This is a genomic window from Streptomyces sp. NPDC059398 (assembly GCF_042751845.1).
In the GTDB taxonomy this organism is placed as follows: Bacteria; Actinomycetota; Actinomycetes; order Streptomycetales; family Streptomycetaceae; genus Streptomyces.
Map to the genome: position 1 here is coordinate 1 of NZ_JBHYWP010000012.1, position 18,891 is coordinate 18,891.

Here is an 18,891-nt window from a genome sequence, read left to right on the forward strand (position 1 = left end):
CGACGCGACCCCGGGGGCGGCGGGCTGCGCGGGTTCGGGGGGGCGGGGCCACGACGACACCGAGGGGCCGTCGTCGGACCTCCTCTCCGAATTCCTGGCCGACCTCGCACCGGACGAACTGCTGGAGATGGAGACGGAGGGGACGGAGGGGCCCGGCGCGAACGGAAACGGCACGAACGGAAACGGCACGGCCAAGAGCGACGCGGTCAAGAGCGGCACGGACAAGAGCGACGCGAACAAGAGTGACGCGGTCAAGAGCGGCTCGCACGGAGACCGCGGGCGGCCGGCCGGCTCGCGGGGAGCAGCGCCCGAGCAGCCGGATCAGTCCGATCAGCCCGAGCCCGGGAAGCCCGAGCCCGGGTCCGCTCACGCCTCCCGGTCCGGGCCGGACGCCGGATCGGATGCCGGGCCCGGCTCCTGACGCGGCTCCTGACCGGACCCCGGACCGGGCTCCGGGCCGGAACCGGCGCCCGCTTCCGGGCCGGGCTCCGGCGGGTAGCGCTTCCGCAGCTCTCCGATCACCCCGAAGGCCGCCGCCGCCACCGGCACGGCGAGCAGCATCCCCAGGAGCCCCGCGACGCTCGCCCCGGCCGTCAGCGAGATCATCACCATCGCCGGGTGCATCTGGACCGTACGGCTCTGGATCACCGGCTGGAGCACATGCCCCTCAAGCACCTGCACCAGCAGGACCACGCCCAGCGCCCAGAGCGCGGTCACGAACCCCCGGTCGGCGAGGGCCACCAGCACGGCGACCGCACCTGAGATGAACGCACCGAGATACGGGATGTAGGCGCCGACGAAGACCAGCGCACCGAGCCCCAGCGCGCCCGGCACCCCCAGGATCAGCAGGCCGGCCGTGATGCAGATGGCGTCGATGAGCGCGATCAGCGTGGTGCCGCGCATGAACCCCTCGACCGCCTCGAAGGCCCGCCGGGCCATGGCCTCGATGGTGGCTCCGTGGCCCGGTGCGACGGCGTACGCGAGTCCGCGGGCGTGGTCCGAGTCGCGGAGGAAGAAGAAGGTGAGCAGCAGCGCCAGCACGCTGGTCGCGATGAACGTGCCGATCAGGCTGAGTCCGTTGAGCAGCCCGCCGGCCGCGTTCGCGCCGAACTTGCCGAGCAGGTTCTTGGCGTTGTCGGCGATGTTGGTGATGCCGTCCCCGGTGGCCACCCCGAAGTGGTCGGCGATCCACTTCCCGGCGTCCTTGAGCGAGGCGACGATCTGGTCCCCGGTGTCGATCAGCGCGGTGACGACGATGTACGCGGCCCCGCCGACCACGGCGACGAGCGCGACGCAGGTGAGTCCGGCCGCCAGGGAGCGGTTCAGCCGCATCCGGACCAGCCACCGGTGGACCGGCCCGAGGAGCGCCGTACCGAGCAGGGCCAGCATCACGGGGGTGACGGCGGTCTTGAGCGTGACACAGAGCCAGACCCCCACCGCCGCCACGCCCGTGACGAGCAGTGCGACGGCACACCAGGCAGCCAGACGTCGGGCGTGGACGGGGAGCAGCGGCTTCTGGGTATGCACGCCCCCAGCCGATCACGGGCGCCGGGCGACGGCTCGTTCGCCGGGGCCGGGCGGGTGGTGGGAGGGCTCCGGGCGCGGCGGCCGGTTCGGCTCAGCCGAGGACGTGGCCGCCGTCGACGGTGATGATCTGGCCGGTGACGTACGGGTTCGACATCAGGAACAGCGCCACAGCGGCCGCCTCCTCAGCCGTCCCGTACCGGCCCAGCGGCACGGACGCTCCGGCGGCGGCGATGGCCTCGTCCGTCTCAAGGCCGGGCAGCGAGCGCATCAGCGGGGTGTCGATCGCGCCGTAGCGGACGGCGTTCACGCGCTGCCGTGCCGGGGCGAGTTCGATGGCGAGCGCCCTGGTCAGCGCCTCCACCGCGCCGCCGACGGCCAGCGTGACGGACAGACCGGGCAGCGGGCGGGCCAGGAGGACGCCCGAGCTGAGGGTGAGCGATCCGCCCGCGGGCAGCCGCTCCGCCGCAGCACGGGCGAGGGCGAACGTCCTCCCCATGCCGTCGGCGGCCGCCGCGCGGACCCCGTCGTCGGACAGCCCGCCGAGGGGGCCCGGGGCCGCGTGGCCGCCGGCAGTGACGTAGACGTGGTCGACGCGGCCGGCGACGTCGAAGGCCGCGGCGATGGTGCGCTCGTCCCCGGCGTCGCCCGCGACGCTCAGGACGGCGTCGTCCTCCCCCGCCGGGGCGGCCTTCCGTACGTGGTCGACGGCGGACGCCAGCCGGTCCGGGTCCCGGCCGACCAGCACCAAGCGGGCGCCGACCGTGCGCAGCAGCGTGCCCGCTGCCAGCCCGATACCGGAGCTGCCGCCGACGACCACGATGGTCGCGCCGGCGAGGGACCCGGGCAGCGGAACGGTGGTGACGGGGGCGGGGGCGGGAGTGACCGCGGCGGCGTCAGTGCTCATGGGAAGCCCTTCCAAGCAATAAACCATCTGGTTGTTTTCCTCTTGCCGTGATGGTGCCTCGCGCGACGACCCGAGTCAACCGGATGGTTTAATACGGTCATGGCCTACGACGCCGAGGACACCAGAAGGCGGATCTTCGCGGCCGCCGCCGCCGAGTTCGCCGAGCGGGGCCTGGCGGGCGCCCGAGTGGACCGGATCGCGGATTCCGCCCGGGCCAACAAGCAGGCCATCTACCGCTACTTCGGCGACAAGGAACGGCTGTTCGCCGCCGTGGTCCGCGCGAAGCTGGACGAGGTCGGGGCCGCGATCTCCATCGACCCGGACGACGTCGCCGAGTCGGTCGGCCAGCTCTTCGACTGGCACCGCGAACACCCCGAGCTGATCCGGCTGCTCCTGTGGGAGGCGCTGGAGTCGACGGGATCAACGGGGGCGACGGGGCCGGACAGTGCGGGCGCCTCGGCGGGCGGGCACGGGGACGCCCCCGAGACCGGGCTCCGGGACGCCTTCCGCGCGAAGGCCGCGCGCCTCGCCCGCGCGGGCGACCGGGGGGCACCCGAGGACGTCCGGCTCCGCGACGCCCAGGACCTGCTGTTCTCCGTCATGAGCCTGATCTCATGGAACTTCGCCGTACCGCGGACATGCCGCGTCACCCTTGGCGAGGAGACGGACACGGCCGCGCTGGACCGCCGCCGCGCAGCCGTCATCGAGGCCGCCCGCACGCTGGCCGCGGCCGGCGGCCGCAGAGGGACCTGACGCGGCGCCGCCTCAAGTCGTCCTACAGCCCGCCCTCAGACATCCCGTGCACAGCCGGAACCGTGCCCAGCCGCCCGCGCTGGAAGTCCTCGAACGCCTGCTTCAGCTCGGCCTCGCTGTTCATGACGAACGGCCCGTAGTGCGCCATCGGCTCCCGTATCGGGCGCCCGCCGAGGAGGACGACCTCCAGGTCCGGGCTCTTCGCGTCCTGGTTCTCGTCCGCGCGGACGGTCAGCGACGAGCCCGCCCCGAACACCGCGGTCTGCCCGGTGCGGACCGGGCGGCGGTCCGCACCGACCGAGCCGCGCCCGGCCATCACGTACGCCAGGCCGTTGAAGTCCTCGCGCCACGGCAGCGTGACCTCGGCGCCCGGCCGTACCGTCGCGTGGATCATCGTGATCGGGGTGTGGGTGATCCCGGGGCCCTCATGGCCGTCCAGTTCACCCGCGATGACCCGCAGCAGCGCGCCGCCGTCGGCCGATGTGAGCAGCTGGACCTGGCCGCCGCCGATGTCCTGGTAGCGCGGGGCCATCATCTTGTCGCTCGCCGGGAGGTTCACCCAGAGCTGGAGCCCGTGGAAGAGCCCGCCGCTCACCACCAGCGACTCCGGCGGCGCCTCGATGTGCAGCAGGCCGGAACCGGCCGTCATCCACTGGGTGTCGCCGTCGTTGATGGTCCCGCCACCGCCGTTGGAGTCCTGGTGGACGAAGGTGCCGTCAATCAGATACGTGACGGTCTCGAAGCCGCGGTGCGGGTGCCAGGGAGTGCCCTTCGGCTCACCGGGCGCGTACTCCACCTCGCCCATCTGGTCCATCATGATGAACGGGTCGAGGTACTGGTAGTTGATCCCGGCGAACGCGCGGCGCACCGGGAACCCCTCGCCCTCGAAGCCCCCCGGCGCGGTGGAGACCGCGAGCACGGGGCGCGGCACGGCGCCGTCCGGCGCGTGGACGCGCGGCAGGGTCAGTGGATTCTCGACGGTCACGGCAGGCATGGCGGCCCTCCTGGCAGGATGCTCGGCATTCAAAGTAGTTGAACGGTGAACATCTAGCAAGGCATGGCCATTCCCGGGATCCTTCCGATCCCGTGGCCGACCTCGTGGCCGACCCCGTGGTTCAGGACAGTGCAGACCTGTTCATGCCGGTTCGGGCCGCTCCGGCTTCAGCCCGGAAATGGCCGGATCGAACCGCGTACGGGGAGCCTCAGCCGTACATCCGCCGCATCGCGAAGTCGACCATCTGCTCCACGGCCTTCGCGTCGAAGACCATCCGGTGCTCGCCCTCCATGTCGAGGACGAAGCCGTACCCGGTGGGCAGCAGGTCGATCACCTCGGCGCCGGTGATCACGAAGTACTTGGACTCCTTCCCGGCGTACCTGCGCAGCTCCTTCAGCGAGGTGAACATCGGGATCACCGGCTGCTGGGTGTTGTGCAGGGCGAGGAATCCGGGGTTGTCGCCGCGCGGGCAGTAGACCTTCGACGTGGCGAAGATCTGCTGGAAGTCCTCGGCGGCCATCGAGCCGGTGGTAAAGGCCCGCACCCCGTCGGCGAGCGAGGGCGGCGACGGCTCGGGGTAGAGCGGCTGATCCCCGTAGCCGGGCTGCGGCGCGGCGTACTGCTGCTGGGCGCCCTGGTTCGAGTCGTAGCCGTACATGCGCGCAAGAGTACTGAGTAAAGGGGTCCGGCCGCAGGGGCGGTCTCGTCACACTTGCCCGAAAGGGGTTGCGTCTTATTACTCGTGGGTAGCATCATCATAGCTACTTGCTGGTATTCGTTACAGGTATGCGTTACGAGAGGGCTGTCGCCATGGGGCACTACAAGTCGAATCTCCGCGACATCGAGTTCAACCTCTTCGAGGTCCTCGGCCGCGACAAGCAGTACGGCGCCGGGCCGTTCGCAGAGATGGACGTCGACACCGCGCGGAGCATCCTCGACGAGGTGGCCAGGCTCGCGGAGAACGAGCTGGCCGAGTCCTATGCCGACGCCGACCGCAACCCGCCGGTCTTCGACCCGGAGACCAACACCGCCCCCGTGCCTGACACCTTCAAGAAGTCCTACCAGGCCTTCATGGAGTCCGAGTACTGGCGGCTCGGCCTGCCCGAGGAGATCGGCGGCACCACCGCGCCGCGCTCCCTGATCTGGGCGTACGCGGAGCTGCTGCTCGGCGCCAACCCGGCGATCTGGATGTACTCCTCGGGTCCGGCCTTCGCCGGGATCCTCTTCGAGGAGGGCACCGACGAGCAGAAGAAGATCGCGGAGATCGCGGTCGAGAAGCAGTGGGGCTCCACGATGGTCCTCACCGAGCCGGACGCCGGCTCGGACGTGGGCGCGGGCCGCACGAAGGCCGTGCGGCAGGACGACGGCTCGTGGCACATCGAGGGCGTGAAGCGCTTCATCACCTCGGGCGAGCACGACATGTCGGACAACATCATCCACTATGTGCTGGCCCGCCCCGAGGGCGCGGGCCCCGGCACCAAGGGCCTCTCGCTCTTCATGGTGCCGAAGTTCGAGTTCGACTGGACCACCGGCGAACTGGGCGAGCGCAACGGCGTGTACGCGACGAACGTCGAGCACAAGATGGGCCTCAAGGCGTCCAACACCTGCGAGATGACGTTCGGCGACCGCCACCCCGCCAAGGGCTGGCTGATCGGTGACAAGCACGAGGGCATCCGCCAGATGTTCCGCATCATCGAGTTCGCCCGGATGATGGTCGGCACCAAGGCCATCGCGACGCTCTCGACCGGCTACCTGAACGCCCTGGAGTACGCCAAGGAGCGCGTGCAGGGCCCCGACCTCGCGCAGTTCATGGACAAGACCGCCCCCAAGGTCACCATCACGCACCACCCCGACGTGCGCCGCTCGCTGATGACGCAGAAGGCGTACGCCGAGGGCATGCGCACCCTGGTCCTCTACACGGCTTCCGTCCAGGACGCGATCCAGGAGAAGGAGGCCGCGGGCGAGGACGCCAAGGCGCTGCACGGCCTCAACGACCTGCTGCTGCCGATCGTGAAGGGGTACGGCTCGGAGAAGTCGTACGAGCAGCTGGCCCAGTCGCTCCAGACCTTCGGCGGCTCCGGCTACCTCCAGGAGTACCCGGTCGAGCAGTACATCCGGGACGCCAAGATCGACACCCTCTACGAGGGCACGACGGCCATCCAGGGCCAGGACTTCTTCTTCCGGAAGATCGTCCGCGACCAGGGCACCGCGCTGAACACCCTCTCCGAGGAGATCAAGAAGTTCCTCGCGGCCGGTCCCGGCGGCGAGGAGCTGACCGGCGCCCGTGAGCAGCTGGCCAAGGCCGCAGTGGACCTGGAGGCGATCGTCGGCGCGATGATCACCGACCTGACCTCGACCGGCGACGACGTCAGGAACATCTACAAGGTGGGGCTCAACACCACCCGCCTGCTGCTGGCTTCGGGCGATGTCGTCGTCGCGTACCTGCTGCTCAGGAGTGCGTCGGTGGCCGCCGAGAAGCTGCCGAACGCCTCCGCCAAGGATGTCGCGTTCTACCAGGGCAAGATCGCGGCCGCGAAGTTCTTCGCCACCGAGATCCTGCCCGGCGTGAGCACGCAGCGCGCCCTCGCCGAGACCGTCGAGACCTCGCTGATGGACCTGGACGAGGCGGCGTTCTAGCCGGCAGCCGGCAGCCGGTCCACGTCGGCCCCGCGGAGTCACGCGGGGCCGGCGCCGGATCTCGCAGTACCCCGGCGGAACCCCGTACCCCGGCGGAACCTCGCAGCGGCTCCGCGGAGCCGCGGTCATCCGCACGGCGGCGGCGCGGCCCCGGTCTCCCGGGGCGCACCGCCGCCGTGCGCTCTCACGGGCGCCCTCTCCGGGCGCGGGGGCCTGCGGGCGCGGGCGGTTGCGGCGTTGAGCACATGCGCCAGGACCTCGCCCAGCAGCACGGGCTCCCTGGTGTCGGCACCGTATTCGACCATGCGCCGATAGTGGCACCCGCCACTGACAGTGGCCGATCCGTCCCACATGTCCCATGCGCCCACCGGCCCCGCGGCCCCGTTCCCTTCCGGCGGGCGGGGCCGCAGCCGCGGTCGTTATGGTGGCTGCCATGAGCACCTCCGTCCGCTTCGACCGCGGCCACACCGACGACCTGATGAGCTTCCTCACGGCCAGCCCCTCGCCGTACCACGCCGTGGCGAACGCCGCCGGGCGGCTGGAGAAGGCAGGCTTCAGGCAGGTGTCGGAGACCGACGCCTGGGACGGGTCGACGGGCGGCAAATACGTGCTGCGGGGCGGCGCCGTCATCGCCTGGTACGTCCCGGAGAACGCGTCGCCGCACACCCCGTTCCGGATCGTCGGCGCCCACACCGACTCCCCCAACCTGCGGGTGAAGCCCCTCCCGGACAGCGGCAGCGACGGCTGGCGCCAGGTGGCGGTCGAGGTCTACGGCGGCACCCTGCTCAACACCTGGCTCGACCGGGACCTGGGCCTCGCCGGGCGGCTCACGCTGCGCGACGGCAGCCACCGGCTGGTCAACGTGGACCGGGCGCTGCTGCGCGTACCGCAGCTCGCCATCCACCTGGACCGCTCGGTCCACACCGACGGACTCAAGCTCGACAAGCAGCGCCATATGCAGCCGGTCTGGGGCCTCGGCGAGGTCCGGGAGGGCGACCTGCTGCGGTTCGTCGCCGACGAGGCCGGGGTCGCCGCCGACGACGTGACCGGCTGGGACCTCATGGTGAGCCCCGTCGAGGCACCCTCCTACCTGGGCCGCGACCGGGAACTCCTCGCCGGGCCCCGGATGGACAACCTCCTCTCGGTGCACGCCGCCACCGCGGCACTGGCCGCCGTCGCGACGGAATCCGCCTCCGGTTCCGGTTCCGCGACGGATGACGAGCCGTCACACATCCCGGTGATGGCCGCCTTCGACCACGAGGAGAACGGCTCCCAGTCCGACACCGGCGCCGACGGGCCGCTGCTCGGCACCGTCCTGGAGCGCTCCGTCCTCTCCCGCGGCGGCACCTTCGAGGACCGCGCCCGCGCCTTCGCCGGGTCGGTCTGCCTCTCGTCCGACACCGGCCACGCCGTGCACCCCAACTACAGCGAGCGCCACGACCCGACCCACCACCCGCGCGCCAACGGCGGACCGATCCTCAAGGTCAACGTGAACATGCGGTACGCCACCGACGGCAGCGGGCGGGCGGTGTTCACCGCCGCGTGCGAGAAGGCCGGGGTGCCCCTGCAGCACTTCGTGTCGAACAACTCCATGCCGTGCGGCACCACCATCGGCCCCATCACAGCGGCCAGGCACGGCATCAGCACCGTGGACATCGGCGTCGCGATCCTCTCCATGCACAGCGCCCGTGAACTGTGCGGGGCCGACGACCCGTACCTGCTCGCCAACTCCCTGGCCGCCTTCCTGGAGGGCTGACCGGGGGCCGGTCCCCGGCCGGGGACCGGCACGGGCCGCCGGCCCCGAACTCCACCGATCCGAAAGCATGTTGATTGACCGTTCCGGCCCCGGGTACGCGCCTTGTACGGACCGAACAGCCACAACGACTTCGGAGGCGAACACCGATGGGCCTTGGCGGCTGCATCATTCTTCTCGTGGTGGGGGGCATCCTCACCTTCGCGACCGACTGGCACATGAACGGGGTCAACCTCGACCTGGTCGGCATCATCATGATGCTCGTCGGTGTCATCGGCATCGCCGTCTACACCAGCGTCCTGCGCCGTCGCCGGCCGACGATGCCCACCGCGACCACGGTCGTCGAGGACGACCACCACCACCTGGGCTGACGGCCGGTCCACCCCGGTATCGCGCCGGTCAGCCGTCCATCCCCGCCAGCACCAGCGGCAGCCGGGCCACCCCCTCGTCCGTCACACGGACCGGGACGCCCCAGTCCTGCTGGTGCACATGGCAGGCCGGGTACTGGTTGGCCGGGTCGTCGTCGCAGGACGCGGCCATCGCCGACACATGGAGCACGCCCTCGGTGACCGAAGGGTTCAGCTCCACGTCCCGGAAGAGATCCGTACCGGAGCCGTCCCCGCCGGTGAGCAGCTCGGGCGGGGTCGCGGAGACCAGCAGCCGGGTGGAGGGCCCGTACCGGAGGTCAAGCTTCTGGCCCGCGGGGGCCTGGAAGACGACATCGATACGGAGCCTGCCCGGCGCCACATCGGTCGCGGCCCGCTGGGTGCGGTGGGCGACGCTCTCCACCCGTACCGCCTCGTCGGGCAGGCGCAGCCGGGTCAGCCGGTGGCGCGCGGACTCCACCACGACGATGTCGTCCCCGACCAGCACCGCGTCGCTCGGCTCCCGCAAGTCCGTTGCCAGCGTGGTCACTTCGCCGGTCGCCGGGTCATAGCGGCGCAGCGCGTGGTTGTACGTGTCGGACACCGCGACCGAACCATCCGGTAGCGCGGTGACCCCCAACGGGTGCTGGAGCAGCGCCTGTTCCGCGTCGCCGTCCCGGTGGCCGAAGTCGAAGAGCCCGGTGCCGACGGCGGTGTGCACCACGGCGCCCCCGGTGGCGTCCCGGTCGATCCAGCGCAGCGCGGACGTCTCGGAGTCGGCGATCCACAGCCGCTCCCCGGCGGCCGCGAGCCCGGACGGCTGCGCGAACCACGCGTCGGCGGCAGACCCGTCGACCAGCCCCTCGTTGGTGGTCCCGGCCGCCACCTCGACGGTGCCGTTCTCCGGGTCGTAGGTCCACAGCTGGTGGACACCGGCCATGGCGATCCACAGCCGCCCGTCGAACCAGGCGAGGTCCCAGGGCGACGAGAGCGCCACACCGAGCGCGGGCCCGCTGGTCGGCGAACCCTGCCACCACTGCTTGCCGGTCCCGGCGACGAGCGCGATCTCGCCGCTCTCCGGGTCGTACGTACGGATCGCGTGGTGGACGGTGTCGGCGACCGCGACCTTCCCGCCGGGCAGCAGCGCCAGCCCCTGCGGCTCGTTGAACACGCCCTCGCCGCCGATCCGCCGTACGACGGTCTCGCCGTCCGGCTCCAGCTCGACCAACTGGTGACGGGTGGTGTCCGACACCAGCAGATGGCCGTTCGGCAGCGCGATCGCCTTGCCCGGGAAGCGCAGATCGGTGGCGACCGGCTCCGGCGCCACATAGGGACCGTCGCCGCGCCGCAGCGTCCCCTTGGCCGCGTGCTCGGCCTCCAGCTCACCGACCAGCGTCTCGATGGCGTGCGCATGCCCCTCACCGGCGTGCTGGGCGACGACATACCCCTCGGGATCGATCACCACGAGCGTCGGCCAGGCCCGGACCGCGTACTGCTTCCAGGTGGCCAGCTCGGGATCGTCCAGGACGGGGTGGTGCACGCCGTACCGCTCGACGGCGTCGACCACGGCCTGGTGCTCGGCCTCGTGCACGAACTTCGGGGAGTGCACCCCGATGATCACGACGGTGTCGCTGTGCTGCTGCTCCAGCTCGCGCAGCTCGTCGAGGACGTGCAGGCAGTTGATGCAGCAGAAGGTCCAGAAATCCAGAATGACGATGCGCCCCCGCAGATCGGCGAGGGTGTACTGCTGCCCGCCCGTATTGAGCCAGCCACCCTTGCCGACCAGCTCGGGGGCGCGGACACGGGCACGACGGGGTGCGGGAGGGGGAGTCACATCGTTCATGGGGTCAAGGGTGCCACTCCTGGTGCTCTCTCCTGCGGCTCACCCAGCCCTGACCCCTGCTACCCGGCGCGGGTCACCCGCCCATGATCGGTGACCACGCGCCGGAAAAGATCGTGACCGGTGCGCCCCGCGTGCCGGAGAGCCCAGTCCTGTGCGGCTTCCTGGTCATGCTGGGGACCGGAGTCGGCCCCGCAGTCAGCAGCGGTACAGAACGCCTCGTGGACGACTCCACCCTCCGGAGCGTTCCGGATCGTGTGGGATACGAACCGGTACACCGTTCGTGTACTCATTGGTGCCCCTCCGTGGCGTCGCATGTAGACGTTGCAGTCGGACACCGTGGTCATGTCGCCCCCGCACGGGCACGGTCACGCACGTTGGCCAACTCCATGCAACCGGCACATCCGTCCACGGGTGTCGGCTCCAAGGCCGTTGGCCACAACGGTAGTTCTACCGGTGCACTGGGATACGTCCTGGGCTCGCTCATGAGGCGATCTTCCAGCCGTCGCCGAGACGGGGGAACCTCGTACGTTTCCCACTTCGGGACGTCCCACAGCAGGTAGAACGTCCCTGGAGCGTCCGCGTACAAGGGAGATCGCCATGCCGAACGAGCGTCTCCGGGCCGCCATGGCGTCCGGAGGATGGACGCACGGGAGCCTGGCCGAGTCGGTGGGAGTAGATCCCAAATCCGTGGAACGGTGGGTCAACCTTGGCCGCACACCACGGCGCGCGACAGCCCTGCAAGCTGCCGAGACCCTGGGTGAGGACGTACACGCGCTCTGGCCGATGCTGAGACAGGCACGCGCCGCGCGGGCCGTCAGCCCGGAACTTGTGGCGTTGTACGACCAGCGGGCGGACGTGCCCGTTTCCACGTACGTGGAGCTGTTCGCCCAAGCGCGGGAGCACATTGACGTACTGGTCTACGCGGGGGTGTTCCTGCATGAGGCGTACCCGCGCCTGAACGGCCTTCTCCGGGAGCGGGCCGCCGGGGGATGCGCGATCCGGATCGCCCTTGGGGACGCGGACGCGGAGAACGTGCGACAGCGGGGCCAGGAGGAGCAGTTCGGTCACGGGATCGAGAGCCGGTGCCGTCTGGCACTGATGCACTACCAGCCGCTTCTCCGGGTACCGGGCATTGAACTGCGGATGCACGGAACAACGCTCTACAACAGCCTGTACCGCGCGGACGATCAGGTGTTGGTCAATGCCCACGTGTGGGGCGTGAACGCGTACGGTGCGCCCGTGTGGCACCTTCGGCGCAGTGGCGACGGGGGCGTGTTCGACGCCTACGCGAACAGCTTCAACGCCGTGTGGGAGACAGCGCGGACCGTGGAAGGGTGAGCCGGTGGCACGCACCGAGTATTACGACGATCCCAACGCCCCCCACCCCAACAGCTTGGTCGTAGCGGCCTCCGCCGTCGTCACCGACGAGCGGGGCCGCATCCTGCTTCAACGACGCCGGGACAACGATCTGTGGGCGCTGCCGGGCGGCGGCATGGACATGGACGACTCCCTGCCCGGTGCGGCCGTGCGCGAGGTCAAGGAAGAGACGGGTCTCGACGTGGAGATCACGGGGCTCGTCGGCACCTACACAGACCCGCGCCACATCATCGCGTACACGGATGGGGAGGTACGGCGGCAGTTCAACGTGTGCTTTCGCGGCCGCGTCGTCGGTGGGACGTTGGCCATCTCTGAGGAGAGCACGGAACTCCGATTCGTGGACCCGGGCGAGGTGAGTGAACTGCCCATGCACCACACCCAGCGGCTGCGCATCCAACACTTCCTGGAGAACCGGCCGACGCCCTACCTGGGATAGCCGCGGTCGGCAGTCAATCTGTACGGACGTCCCGACCGGTCCAGCTTCCACACGCACAGGGTGTCGCCCTCCCGCATGCGCGACGGGGTGCGGGAGGGGGAGTCACATCGTTCATGGGGTCAAGGGTGCCACCCGGGCCGGTGTGACCTGCGGCATATGGCCCGCCGACCAGGCAGCACGGGGGCGGCGACGTCCGGCGGCCCCTCTCATAGAAGTTTTGTTAGAGTTCCGGTATGGGCGAAGCGAGCGGAAGCGAAACGGTCTACCCCCCGGGCGAGGGCCCCACGATGTCCGTCTCCGTCTCCGTACATGAGGGCACCATCTCGGCCGTCCGGGCCCGCGTCGGCAAGCGCGGGGTCTCCCCCTATGTCGAGGCCGCCATCCAGCGCCAGATCGAACGCGACAGCCTCGCGGAGCTGATCGCAGCGAACGAGGAGCTCCACGGCCCGCTGACGCCCGAGGAGATCGAGGCGGCCGAGCGGGAGATGTTCGGCTCCACGCGGCCGGGCGCCGAGCGGGCCGCGTGAGCGGTACCTGGGTGCTGGACAGTCAGGCCCTGTCGCTCTACCTCGGCGCGGACCGCGCCATGACGGCGAGGCTGGCGGCGGCCCTGCGCCACGACGTACGGGTGGTGACCAGCGCGGTCACGCTCGTCGAGGCCGACCCACAGGGGGCACACCGGGGCCGCATGGACTGGGCGCTGTCGCGGCTGACGGTGGAGCCGGTGAGTAAGGAGACAGCCGCCGGCGCCGTCCGCCTCCTCCGCGAGGCAGGGCTCGGCGGCGGCCACGAGTACGCGCTGGACGCGATCGTCGCCGCCACCGCGCGGGCCGCCTCCGGGCCCGTCACCGTCCTGACGTCCGATGTGGACGGCCTGGCGCCTCTGTGCGGCAGGAGCGTCACCGTGCTCAAGGTCTGACTCTCCGCGCCGAGTTGGCCCGGCCCTGCCCCGGTGCGGCGCCCGGCGGTAACGTCATCCGCATGAAATTCCTGGTGCGGGACCGTATTTTCGACATCGGCGACGACTACTGGATCGAGGACGAGAACGGCCACAAGGCGTATCTCGTCGACGGCAAGGTGATGCGCATCCGCGACACCCTTGAGCTGAAGGATCTCGACGGGCGGGTGCTGATCACGCTCAAGGAGAAGCTGATCGCCATCAGCGACACGATGACCCTGAAGCGGGACGGCGAGGAGCTGGCCACCGTCAGGAAGAAGAAGCTCACCCTGCTGCACGACCACTACCGCGTGAAGCTGGTCGACGGCACCGAGCTGGAGGTCAGCGGGAACATCCTGGACCGCGAGTTCGCGGTCGAGTACGAGAACGAGCTGCTGGCCGACATCTCGAAGAAGTGGTTCAGCGTCCGTGACGCGTACGCGGTGAACGTGGTCCGCGAGGACTCCGACCCGGCGCTGATGATCGCCATCGCGGTCTCCGTGATCCACATGCACGAGAAGGAACACGAGAAGGAGCACCAGGACTGAGGACTGAGGGCTGGGCCCGAGGAGGGCGCGAGGTCTGAAAGCTGCCGGTCTGAGCTTTCTTTTCTGTCCTGCATCTTCGCAGCGTGACTTGAACGGGGGTCGCTCGCCCTGGGATTCGCTCACCCGGGGATTCGCTCACCCGGGGATTCGCTCACCCGGGGATTCACCGACGCAGGGGCGGCCTTCGTCTGATCCCGTGCTCCGGCCGAGGTGCACGGGACCACGACGAAGGCCGTGCGAGCGGGCTGCCGCACCCCCGCCCCCCACGCGCGACTTCCCGGACTGTGCAGCGTGGTGGCTATCGCTGCACGGTGTGTGTCTTTCGGCCATTGGCCGGGATCGCCCATTCTGCCGTTAACGCAGAGTTCCGCCTGCCTTCGCCGCCCGACTTCCCGCCATGTGCGAGGTCGCTCCCGCGGATGCAGCGCAGTCCGCTGAGGACGCAGATGGCAGCAGGGCCCCGCCCCCCTCCACCGCCAGGCACGACTCTCCTGGAGGCAGACGTACGGGGTGCGGCCCAGAAAGGACCCCATGAGCGCCGAAAGCATAGAAGCCCGCCCTCGGGACGAAGCCCTTGCCGGAGAAGGAGCTGCGCTGCCGGAGGGCAGAGGCGCCTTGCGAGGCACGATGGGAACGCTGCAGCTGGCACTGACCGTGCTTGCCATGTCGGCGCCCATTGGCAATGTCACCGGAGTACTGCCCCTTGGAATCACAAGAGGTAATGGCATTGGAACTCCGATGATCTATGCCTTCGTCGGTCTCATCTTTCTGCTCTTCGCAGTCGGATTCACCACGATGACCCGCAACCTGACCAAGCCAGGCGCTTTCTACACGTACATCACCGCAGGACTCTCGAAGACCGTGGGCCTCGGATCGGGATTCCTGGCCGCCTTCACCTATCTCGTGTACATGGTGGGGACCTATGCGTTCTTCGGCGTCTCGGTCGAGAACGTACTCAAAGCCTTCGATCTCCCCACCGCCCCCTGGTGGATCTGGGGCGCGATATGTTGCGGCATCATCACAGCCCTGGGGCACTTCAATGTGGAACTCTCGGGTAAAGTCCTCGCATTTTTCATGGTCATCGAAGTCGCACTGGTCATGATGTTCAACGTGCCCGTGCTCTTCAGCGGCGGGCCGCACGGCTACCAAATCCAGTCCTTCGAACCGACCCACATATTCGGGGGAGATCTCGGGGTCGCCACACTCTTCGCCATCTCGTGTTTCATGGGGTTCGAGTCATCGGCCATCTACCGGGACGAGGTCAAGCAGCCCGAGCGGACGATTCCCCGGGCGACCTACCTCGCGATCGGCGGACTCGCGGGCTTCTACATCCTCACGTCCTGGGCGCTCGTGACGTTCTGGAGCCCGGACCGGGTCGCGGCGGCCGGGGCGGACAATCCGACGTCCCTGTTCAACGGCGGCTTCCGCCACTACATGGGCGGCACCGTCGCACAGGCCATGACCGCCCTGGTCGTCACCAGCGTCTTCGCGGGCGCGCTCTCCACCCACAACTCTCTTTCGCGCTACCTCTACTCCCTGGGCCGCGACCGCATCCTTCCGGGCTTTCTCGGACGCGCACACGGCCGGCACGGGTCCCCGGCCAACGCCTCCGCCATCTCCACGCTACTGGCGGTCGTCTGCACTCTGCCCTTCCTTCTCGGGGGCATCGACGCAGTGAAGATGTACTCCTCCATGTTCGCCCTGGGTACGTTCGCGCTGCTGATGCTGTTCACGCTCACCACGCTTTCCGTACTGCGGTATTTCCGCGTCATCGAGCATCGCGAGCAGGTCTGGAACACGTTGTTCGCACCGATACTGGCCCTGGCCGGCCTTCTGCTGCTCCTGGCCCTGACCTCGGTCCACTACGCGATGTCGATCGAGGCGCCACAATGGCTCGCCTATGGCCAGCAGTTGCTGCTGGTGGCCATCCTCATCGTCGGTGCTCTCCTCGGGATGCGGTGGCGGAAGACCCGCCCCGACGTATACCTGAGCATCGGACGCAGCGAAGCGGAGACGTCCGGAGCGGAGACGTCCGGCCGGAAGACGTCCGGCCGGAGGACGTGAGAAACCTCAGGGCCTCGGTCGGCCCGGCGTCGCGTCGGGCATACGCTCACGTCCACGATCACGAACAGGGAGAACCAATGACTCGCGCCCTCTATCTCTACGGAGGATGGCCGGGGCACAACCCCTACGGCGTCGCGGAATGGACACGCGCTCTGCTCGACGGACTCGGATTCGAGGTCGAAGAATCGAACGACATCTTCGTCCTCGACCAGGACCTCACTCGCTATGACGTCATCCTCAACAACTGGAACAACGCACTCCTCAGCGAGACGCTGACCGCCTCACAGGAATCCGCTCTGCTCGGAGCTGTCGAAGCCGGAACCGGGTTCGTCTCCTGGCACGGCGGGGGAGCCGCGTTCCGGGGCAGCGTGATGTATCACATGATGCTCGGTGCCGATGTCTTCCATCACCCGGCCGGAGAAGGAGTACGCCACCCGTACCCCCTCCTCGTCGTCGACAGGAACCACCCGGTCACCCAGGGGGTGGAAGACTTCCGGGCGGCGAGCGAGCAGTACTACATGAACGTCGACCCGCGGAATCATGTGCTCCTGGAGACCGTGTTCGACGGTCAGCACATGCCCTGGCTCGAAGGACAGCGCATGCCGCAGGCCTGGACCAAGGAATGGGGCGCGGGCCGCGTCTTCTACAGCGCGTTGGGCCACTACCTCGACGACCTGACCGCGGAGCCTGTGGAGCGCCTCATGCGCCAGGGGATCGCCTGGGCCAGCAGGAACCGCTGACTCGCCCGTGCCCGCCGCCCGGCCGCCGGACACGGCCTACGGATTCGCCCCGGGATACGGGGATGCGGGCATCCGGGACGAGGTGCCGAGAAGGTCGAGCGCGCGCAGCGCCAGGGACAGACCTGCGCGCACCTCAGGATCGTCGACGGATCTGCCCAGAAGGCCGTTGAGGCGCTCAATGCGGTAGTAGAGCGTGCGCCGCTGGATGTAGAGCGCCTCGGCGGCACGGGACTTGTTGCCGTCCGCGGCGAGGTACGCCTTCAAGGTGGGCAGGAGCGGATTCGTCTCGGATCCGTCATGAGTGAGCAGCGGGCCGAGTTCGTCATCGACGTACCGCCGCAGCTCGGGCCCGTCCGCCAACGCGACCAGCAGGCGCAGGACACCCAGGCGGTCGAAGTGCAGGGTGGCCGGACTGGAGCGGGTCTCGGCGACCGAGGCGGCCGTGCGGGCCTGCCGTACGGCGTCGGTGAGCAGGGCGGGCGGGCCGCTGCGGCTCACCCCGCCCCGTGCCCCGCAGGTGTCGAGCCGAGCGGCGAATTGCTGTACGGACAACTGCTTCGTCAGCCCGGTGATCGCAACGACATGGTCGCCGGTGTCCGCGACGACGGCCGGCAGCTTCAGGTCCTTGAGCACCGAGTCCAGGAGCAGACCGGCCGAGCCCTCGGCGCCGGGGTCCTTGCTCAGCACGGCTACGGCCAGGGGGCGGTCCCGCAGATCCCGCCCCACCTTGAGCGCGCGGTCGACGAACTGTTCGCCGGTGAGGTCGCCCAGAAGCAGCCGGTTGATCAGCGAACTCTGCCGGTGGGAGGCGCGTGCGCCGCTTTCCCGGTCACCGAGCAGGGCGATGGCGATCGTGTCGGCGGCGCGATCGAGTGCGTAGGCATGGACATCCACCAACGGACCGTCGCCGTGGAAGACATGGATCCACCCCCACGCCTCGCCCCGCAGGACGACCATCCGCCGGGTGCAGCCGGGCTCGTCATGGGACTGGACCATGTGCGAGCGACTGTGCCCGCCGGGGGTGTCGCCCCGGTGTGCCATCCGGGCGTGCAGCCCCCAGTTCTTCATCAGCCGGTCGGTGCCTGCCGTTCCGCCCGCATAGGCCATGACCTGGTGATCCGTGTCCTCCAGGACCACGGGAGAGCCCACATGGTGGGCCAGCGCTTCGGTGAACGACACATGGCTCCGGCTGGCCAGCAGCAGCTGGATGAAGTCGTCGTTGAGCCGCTGGAACGAGAGGAGATCGGAATTCCTCTCATCGGTGACCAGCTCATGCACCTGGGCCGACACCTCGACGAACGGCAGCTCGTCCGCCAGGCCGATCAAGGGGAAGTCCAGTTGCTTCGCTTCGTCGATGAGGGCGGGGGGCATGGAGGTGAACACTCGGCCGCCGAGCTCCAGGATGAGGGCCGCCGCTCCGGACTCGCTGACTTCACGGAGGTAACGCCGCTGATCGCCTGCGCTGCGCCCCACGCCGAGTCCCGCCGTCAGGAGGAGTTCCCCGCCCGTCAGGAACTGACCGATGTCCGGAATCTCCACGGGGTGCACCCAGCGGACGGTGCGGTGGAGCTGGTCCTCACCGGCGTGGACCTGCACGGTCGTACGGCTGAAGACCTCCAGCTGCAGGGCAGCCGCAACAGACAGAGCCATGACAGGACCTCTTCAGACCGGCGATTGTTCGACGGGTAACGGCGGGCCCCCGGGGCCTGAGGACAGGACGACCGGAGAACGAGAGGGGCTTCTCCCACTCGCGGGGGGGGGGGCGCCACTGGCGCGTCGACAGCATGTTCACAACCAACGGATTCACGCCAACCCGGCACCATCCTGCACCGAAGGGCCACCGAACAGCCCTTGCACGAATGATGCAGCGTATCGAGCAATTCTTGCACACGCTGTGTCTGCCGTGGCTCTGTGTGCGCTCCCATGCTGGTGTGCAGCCACCACGTGACGACACCCGCCCGGCGGACGACCAACAGCTCCCTGCAGCCGTCACGCACATGGTGCCCCACACGC

18 protein-coding genes and 1 pseudogene are annotated in these 18,891 nt (G+C 69.4%); 12 read left to right on the top strand and 7 right to left on the bottom strand.

Going from position 1 to position 18,891, the window contains the following annotated elements; all coding sequences use genetic code 11:
• A pseudogene (locus ACFXBC_RS06775) lies at positions 1 to 421 on the top strand (hypothetical protein); the annotation flags it as partial.
• On the opposite strand, the gene ACFXBC_RS06780 reads toward ACFXBC_RS06775, so the two are convergent.
• Together ACFXBC_RS06780 and ACFXBC_RS06785 are read right to left on the bottom strand one after the other, a co-directional pair.
• The gene (locus ACFXBC_RS06780) at positions 367 to 1,527 is read right to left on the bottom strand and encodes an AI-2E family transporter (protein ID WP_385019466.1); all 1,161 of its coding nucleotides are present in this window, start codon (positions 1,525 to 1,527) and stop codon (positions 367 to 369) included. The pseudogene ACFXBC_RS06775 and the gene ACFXBC_RS06780 overlap by 55 nt on opposite strands.
• A 91-nt stretch (positions 1,528 to 1,618) precedes the next feature.
• On the bottom strand, positions 1,619 to 2,431 hold the full coding sequence (locus ACFXBC_RS06785; RefSeq protein ID WP_385019468.1) for an SDR family oxidoreductase: 813 nt from the start codon (positions 2,429 to 2,431) through the stop codon (positions 1,619 to 1,621).
• A 99-nt stretch (positions 2,432 to 2,530) separates the two neighbouring features.
• Between ACFXBC_RS06785 and ACFXBC_RS06790 the strand changes: the two genes are divergently transcribed.
• Entirely contained in the window at positions 2,531 to 3,184 is a 654-nt protein-coding gene (locus tag ACFXBC_RS06790) for a TetR family transcriptional regulator (RefSeq protein ID WP_385019470.1), read from the top strand.
• A gap of 22 nt (positions 3,185 to 3,206) precedes the next feature.
• On the opposite strand, the gene ACFXBC_RS06795 is transcribed toward ACFXBC_RS06790, so the two are convergent.
• Both ACFXBC_RS06795 and ACFXBC_RS06800 read right to left on the bottom strand, forming a co-directional pair.
• Entirely contained in the window at positions 3,207 to 4,178 is a 972-nt protein-coding gene (locus ACFXBC_RS06795; RefSeq protein ID WP_385019472.1) for a pirin family protein, read from the bottom strand.
• Between the two features lie 208 nt (positions 4,179 to 4,386).
• Positions 4,387 to 4,836 carry an SseB family protein gene (locus ACFXBC_RS06800; protein ID WP_385019474.1) on the bottom strand — a complete coding sequence of 150 codons (450 nt, stop codon included), beginning with the start codon at positions 4,834 to 4,836 and terminating at the stop codon, positions 4,387 to 4,389.
• Between the two features lie 152 nt (positions 4,837 to 4,988).
• On the opposite strand from ACFXBC_RS06800, the gene ACFXBC_RS06805 reads away from it, so the two are divergent.
• Positions 4,989 to 6,815: an acyl-CoA dehydrogenase gene (locus ACFXBC_RS06805; RefSeq protein WP_385019647.1), complete on the top strand. Its 1,827-nt coding sequence runs from the start codon at positions 4,989 to 4,991 to the stop codon at positions 6,813 to 6,815.
• A gap of 125 nt (positions 6,816 to 6,940) precedes the next feature.
• Here ACFXBC_RS06805 and ACFXBC_RS06810 read toward each other — a convergent pair whose 3' ends face one another.
• Positions 6,941 to 7,120: a hypothetical protein gene (locus tag ACFXBC_RS06810; RefSeq protein WP_385019476.1), complete on the bottom strand. Its 180-nt coding sequence runs from the start codon at positions 7,118 to 7,120 to the stop codon at positions 6,941 to 6,943.
• Positions 7,121 to 7,248: 128 nt separating this feature from the next.
• On the opposite strand from ACFXBC_RS06810, the gene ACFXBC_RS06815 reads away from it, so the two are divergent.
• Both ACFXBC_RS06815 and ACFXBC_RS06820 read left to right on the top strand, forming a co-directional pair.
• Positions 7,249 to 8,571 (top strand): M18 family aminopeptidase, encoded by a 1,323-nt coding sequence (locus ACFXBC_RS06815; RefSeq protein ID WP_385019478.1) that lies wholly within the window; start codon positions 7,249 to 7,251, stop codon positions 8,569 to 8,571.
• A gap of 146 nt (positions 8,572 to 8,717) precedes the next feature.
• Positions 8,718 to 8,939 (top strand): DUF6458 family protein, encoded by a 222-nt coding sequence (locus ACFXBC_RS06820; protein WP_385019480.1) that lies wholly within the window; start codon positions 8,718 to 8,720, stop codon positions 8,937 to 8,939.
• 28 nt (positions 8,940 to 8,967) lie between these two features.
• Here ACFXBC_RS06820 and ACFXBC_RS06825 read toward each other — a convergent pair whose 3' ends face one another.
• Positions 8,968 to 10,776, bottom strand: coding sequence for an NHL domain-containing thioredoxin family protein (locus ACFXBC_RS06825; RefSeq protein WP_385019482.1), 1,809 nt, complete (start codon positions 10,774 to 10,776; stop codon positions 8,968 to 8,970).
• A gap of 597 nt (positions 10,777 to 11,373) precedes the next feature.
• Between ACFXBC_RS06825 and ACFXBC_RS06830 the strand changes: the two genes are divergently transcribed.
• The 7 genes from ACFXBC_RS06830 (at position 11,374) to ACFXBC_RS06860 (ending at position 16,878) form a co-directional block, all read left to right on the top strand.
• Positions 11,374 to 12,114, top strand: a complete 741-nt coding sequence (locus ACFXBC_RS06830; RefSeq protein ID WP_385019484.1) for a helix-turn-helix domain-containing protein — start codon at positions 11,374 to 11,376, stop codon at positions 12,112 to 12,114.
• Positions 12,115 to 12,118: 4 nt separating this feature from the next.
• Entirely contained in the window at positions 12,119 to 12,589 is a 471-nt protein-coding gene (locus ACFXBC_RS06835) for an NUDIX hydrolase (protein WP_385019486.1), read from the top strand.
• Positions 12,590 to 12,822: 233 nt separating this feature from the next.
• On the top strand, positions 12,823 to 13,116 hold the full coding sequence (locus ACFXBC_RS06840) for a hypothetical protein (RefSeq protein WP_385019488.1): 294 nt from the start codon (positions 12,823 to 12,825) through the stop codon (positions 13,114 to 13,116).
• Positions 13,113 to 13,508, top strand: coding sequence for a PIN domain-containing protein (locus tag ACFXBC_RS06845; protein WP_385019490.1), 396 nt, complete (start codon positions 13,113 to 13,115; stop codon positions 13,506 to 13,508). Before ACFXBC_RS06840 ends, ACFXBC_RS06845 begins: the two co-directional genes overlap by 4 nt.
• Before the next feature lie 62 nt (positions 13,509 to 13,570).
• On the top strand, positions 13,571 to 14,074 hold the full coding sequence (locus ACFXBC_RS06850) for an LURP-one-related/scramblase family protein (RefSeq protein ID WP_385019492.1): 504 nt from the start codon (positions 13,571 to 13,573) through the stop codon (positions 14,072 to 14,074).
• Positions 14,075 to 14,701: 627 nt separating this feature from the next.
• Positions 14,702 to 16,138, top strand: coding sequence for an APC family permease (locus ACFXBC_RS06855; RefSeq protein WP_385019494.1), 1,437 nt, complete (start codon positions 14,702 to 14,704; stop codon positions 16,136 to 16,138).
• A gap of 77 nt (positions 16,139 to 16,215) precedes the next feature.
• On the top strand, positions 16,216 to 16,878 hold the full coding sequence (locus ACFXBC_RS06860; protein WP_385019496.1) for a ThuA domain-containing protein: 663 nt from the start codon (positions 16,216 to 16,218) through the stop codon (positions 16,876 to 16,878).
• 36 nt (positions 16,879 to 16,914) lie between these two features.
• On the opposite strand, the gene ACFXBC_RS06865 is transcribed toward ACFXBC_RS06860, so the two are convergent.
• Positions 16,915 to 18,528 carry a PucR family transcriptional regulator gene (locus tag ACFXBC_RS06865; RefSeq protein ID WP_385019498.1) on the bottom strand — a complete coding sequence of 538 codons (1,614 nt, stop codon included), beginning with the start codon at positions 18,526 to 18,528 and terminating at the stop codon, positions 16,915 to 16,917.
• Positions 18,529 to 18,891: the final 363 nt, after the last annotated feature.